Below are 2,938 nucleotides of genomic sequence, written 5' to 3'. Positions count from 1 at the left end.
GCGGCCAATGTGCCATTTCCGCCGCGCCTGGGTCGGCCCGATGAGTACGCCGCGCTGGTACGTCACATCGTCGAGAACCCGATGCTCAACGGCGAGGTGATCCGCCTCGACGGCGCGCTGCGCATGGCAGCGAAATAACGGACTGGCAGCCCGGATGCAATCCGGGAGGACTTACAGCGATTTCCCGGATTGCATCCGGCTACGCGATTTGCAGGTGACATTCATGAAACAACAACTCGACCCCGTGGTTATCGTCAGTGCGGTGCGCACGCCCATGGGCGGCTTTCTCGGCGATCTGGCCGGCCTTTCGGCCGCCGAACTGGGCGCTGCCGCCATTCGTTCGACTCTGGAGCGCGCGGGTCTGGCGCCCGAGGCGGTGGACACGGTGCTGATGGGCTGCGTGCTGCAGGCCGGCCAGGGCCAGGCGCCGGCACGCCAGGCGGCGCTGGGCGCCGGGCTGAGCCAGGCGGTGCAGTGCACCACGCTGAACAAGATGTGTGGCTCGGGCATGCAGGCGCTGATGCTCGGCCATGACCAACTGCTGGCCGGCAGCAGCGACGTGCTGGTGGCCGGCGGCATGGAGAGCATGTCCAATGCACCGTACCTGCTGCCGCGCGCCCGTGGCGGCTATCGCATGGGCCATGGTCAGGTGCTCGATCACATGTTCCTCGACGGCCTGGAGGATGCCTACGAGCGCGGCCGGTTGATGGGCACCTTCGCTGAGGACTGCGCGCAGAGCTACGGCTTCAGTCGCGAGGAACAGGACGCCTACGCCCTGGAGTCGCTGCGCCGCGCCCAGCAGGCGATGGCCGAGGGGCGTTTTGCCGGCGAGATCGTCGCGGTCGAGGCACCGCACGGCCGTGACCGTCACCTGGTCGAGGCCGACGAGCAGCCGCCGAAGGCCCGTCCGGACAAGATCCCGACGCTCAAGCCGGCTTTCCGCGAAGGCGGCACGGTGACCGCGGCCAATGCCAGCTCCATTTCCGACGGCGCCGCCGCGCTGCTGCTGATGCGTCTGTCCGAAGCCCAGGAGCGCGGCCTGACGCCGCTGGCGCGGATCGTCGGGCACGCCGGCCACGCACAGGCGCCGAACCTGTTCACCACTGCGCCGGTGGCGGCTATCCAGCGTCTGCTGACGCGCATCGACTGGTCGCTGGACGAGGTCGACCTGTTCGAGATCAACGAAGCCTTCGCCGTGGTGCCGATGGTGGCCATGCGCGAACTGACCATCACTCACGACAAGCTCAACGTGCACGGCGGCGCCTGCGCGCTGGGCCATCCAATCGGCGCCTCCGGCGCGCGCATCCTGGTCACGCTGCTCTCGGCGCTGCAGCAGCATGGCGGCAAGCGCGGCGTGGCCTCGGTCTGCATCGGCGGCGGGGAAGCCACCGCCGTCGCCATCGAACTGTATTGAGGAGCCTTGTGATGCTGCCATCGGAACAGGATCTGCAGATTCAGGACGCGGCCCGTCAGTTCGCCCAGGAACGCCTGAAACCCTTTGCCGCCGACTGGGATCGCGAACACCGCTTTCCCGCCGAGGCCATTGCCGAAATGGGCCAGCTGGGCTTCATGGGCATGCTGGTGCCGGAGCAGTGGGGAGGTGCCGAGACTGGCCATCTGGCCTATGCCATGGCGCTGGAGGAAGTGGCTGCCGGCGACGGCGCCTGCTCGACGATCATGAGCGTGCACAACTCGGTCGGCTGCATGCCGATCCTCAAGTACGGCAGCGAGGAACAGAAGGAGCGCTTCCTCCGCCCGCTGGCCGAGGGCCGCATGCTCGGTGCCTTCGCCCTCACCGAGCCACAGGCCGGCTCGGATGCCAGCGACCTGCGCACCCGCGCGCGCCGTGATGGCGACCACTATGTGCTTAACGGAGCCAAGCAATTCATCACCTCCGGCAGCCATGCTGGCATGGTGATCGTCTTCGCCGTGACCGATCCGCAGGCGGGCAAGAAGGGCATCAGCGCCTTTATCGTGCCCACCGACACGCCGGGATTCTCGGTGGTGCGGGTGGAGGACAAGCTCGGCCAGCACGCCTCGGACACCTGCCAGATCCAGCTCGACGAGGTGCGCATCCCGGCCCAGCTGCGCCTGGGCGAGGAGGGAGAGGGCTATCGCATCGCCCTGGCCAATCTGGAAGGCGGGCGCATCGGCATCGCCGCCCAGTCGGTGGGCATGGCCCGCGCCGCGTTCGAGGCCGCGCGCGACTATGCCCGCGAGCGGGTGACCTTCGGCAAGCCGATCATCGAGCACCAGGCGGTGTCCTTCCGCCTGGCCGATATGGCTACGCAGATCGCCGTGGCGCGGCAGATGGTGCATCACGCCGCCAGCCTGCGCGAAGCCGGCCGGCCCTGCCTGAACGAAGCTTCGATGGCCAAGCTGTTCGCCTCGGAAATGGCCGAGAAGGTCTGCTCGGCGGCCATCCAGACCCTCGGCGGCTACGGCTATCTCAAGGACTTCCCGGTCGAGCGCATCTACCGGGACGTGCGCGTGTGCCAGATCTACGAGGGCACCAGCGACGTGCAGCGGATGGTAATTGCGCGCAGTCTGTAGGCGGCTTCGGCGCGAATTAAAGGGTGTTTCCCGTTGCGCCGGCGCGTTGGTGGATTGGTGGATGTAGAAGGCGACATCCCCCCTACGTAGGGTGGATCGCGCTTCACCGATCCACCGTTGCGGTGGCCTGGCCGGATCAATCGAAGCGGTACTGCACTCCGGCGCCAACATACCAGGCACGCTCTGGGCCGGGTTCGTAGAAGCGGCCGTTGCCGTCGCCGACGATCACCGAGCCGATGTATTCGCGATCCAGCAGGTTGTCGATGCGCAGCACCTGATTGAACGTCAGGGCGCCGAGACTCTGCTCGAAACGCGCCTGCCAGTTGAACAGCGCGTAGCTCGGAGCCGCCTTGGCCGTATTGCTGTCTTCGACGTAGAGCTTGCT

At 67.2% G+C, this 2,938-nt stretch carries 3 protein-coding genes and 1 pseudogene; 3 read left to right on the top strand and 1 reads right to left on the bottom strand.

Annotation, left to right across the window (positions count from 1 at the left end; translation table 11 throughout):
• The 3 genes and pseudogenes from VKZ87_RS07400 to VKZ87_RS07390 all read left to right on the top strand — a co-directional run.
• Window positions 1–138, top strand: a pseudogene (locus VKZ87_RS07400) (3-hydroxyacyl-CoA dehydrogenase); the annotation flags it as partial.
• An 85-nt stretch (window positions 139–223) separates the two neighbouring features.
• Window positions 224–1,414, top strand: coding sequence for an acetyl-CoA C-acyltransferase (locus tag VKZ87_RS07395; protein WP_264148512.1), 1,191 nt, complete (start codon window positions 224–226; stop codon window positions 1,412–1,414).
• A gap of 11 nt (window positions 1,415–1,425) precedes the next feature.
• Window positions 1,426–2,553 carry an acyl-CoA dehydrogenase family protein gene (locus tag VKZ87_RS07390; protein ID WP_264148513.1) on the top strand — a complete coding sequence of 376 codons (1,128 nt, stop codon included), beginning with the start codon at window positions 1,426–1,428 and terminating at the stop codon, window positions 2,551–2,553.
• 136 nt (window positions 2,554–2,689) lie between these two features.
• Here VKZ87_RS07390 and VKZ87_RS07385 read toward each other — a convergent pair.
• A partial coding sequence (locus tag VKZ87_RS07385) for a hypothetical protein (RefSeq protein ID WP_414655634.1) occupies window positions 2,690–2,938 on the bottom strand: 249 nt, incomplete at its 5' end.

It is taken from the genome of Ferrovibrio sp., from assembly GCF_035304305.1.
In the GTDB taxonomy this organism is placed as follows: domain Bacteria; phylum Pseudomonadota; class Alphaproteobacteria; order Ferrovibrionales; family Ferrovibrionaceae; genus Ferrovibrio.
Note: the sequence above shows the minus strand (reverse complement) of the source record. Positions and strands in the feature narration are given on the sequence as shown.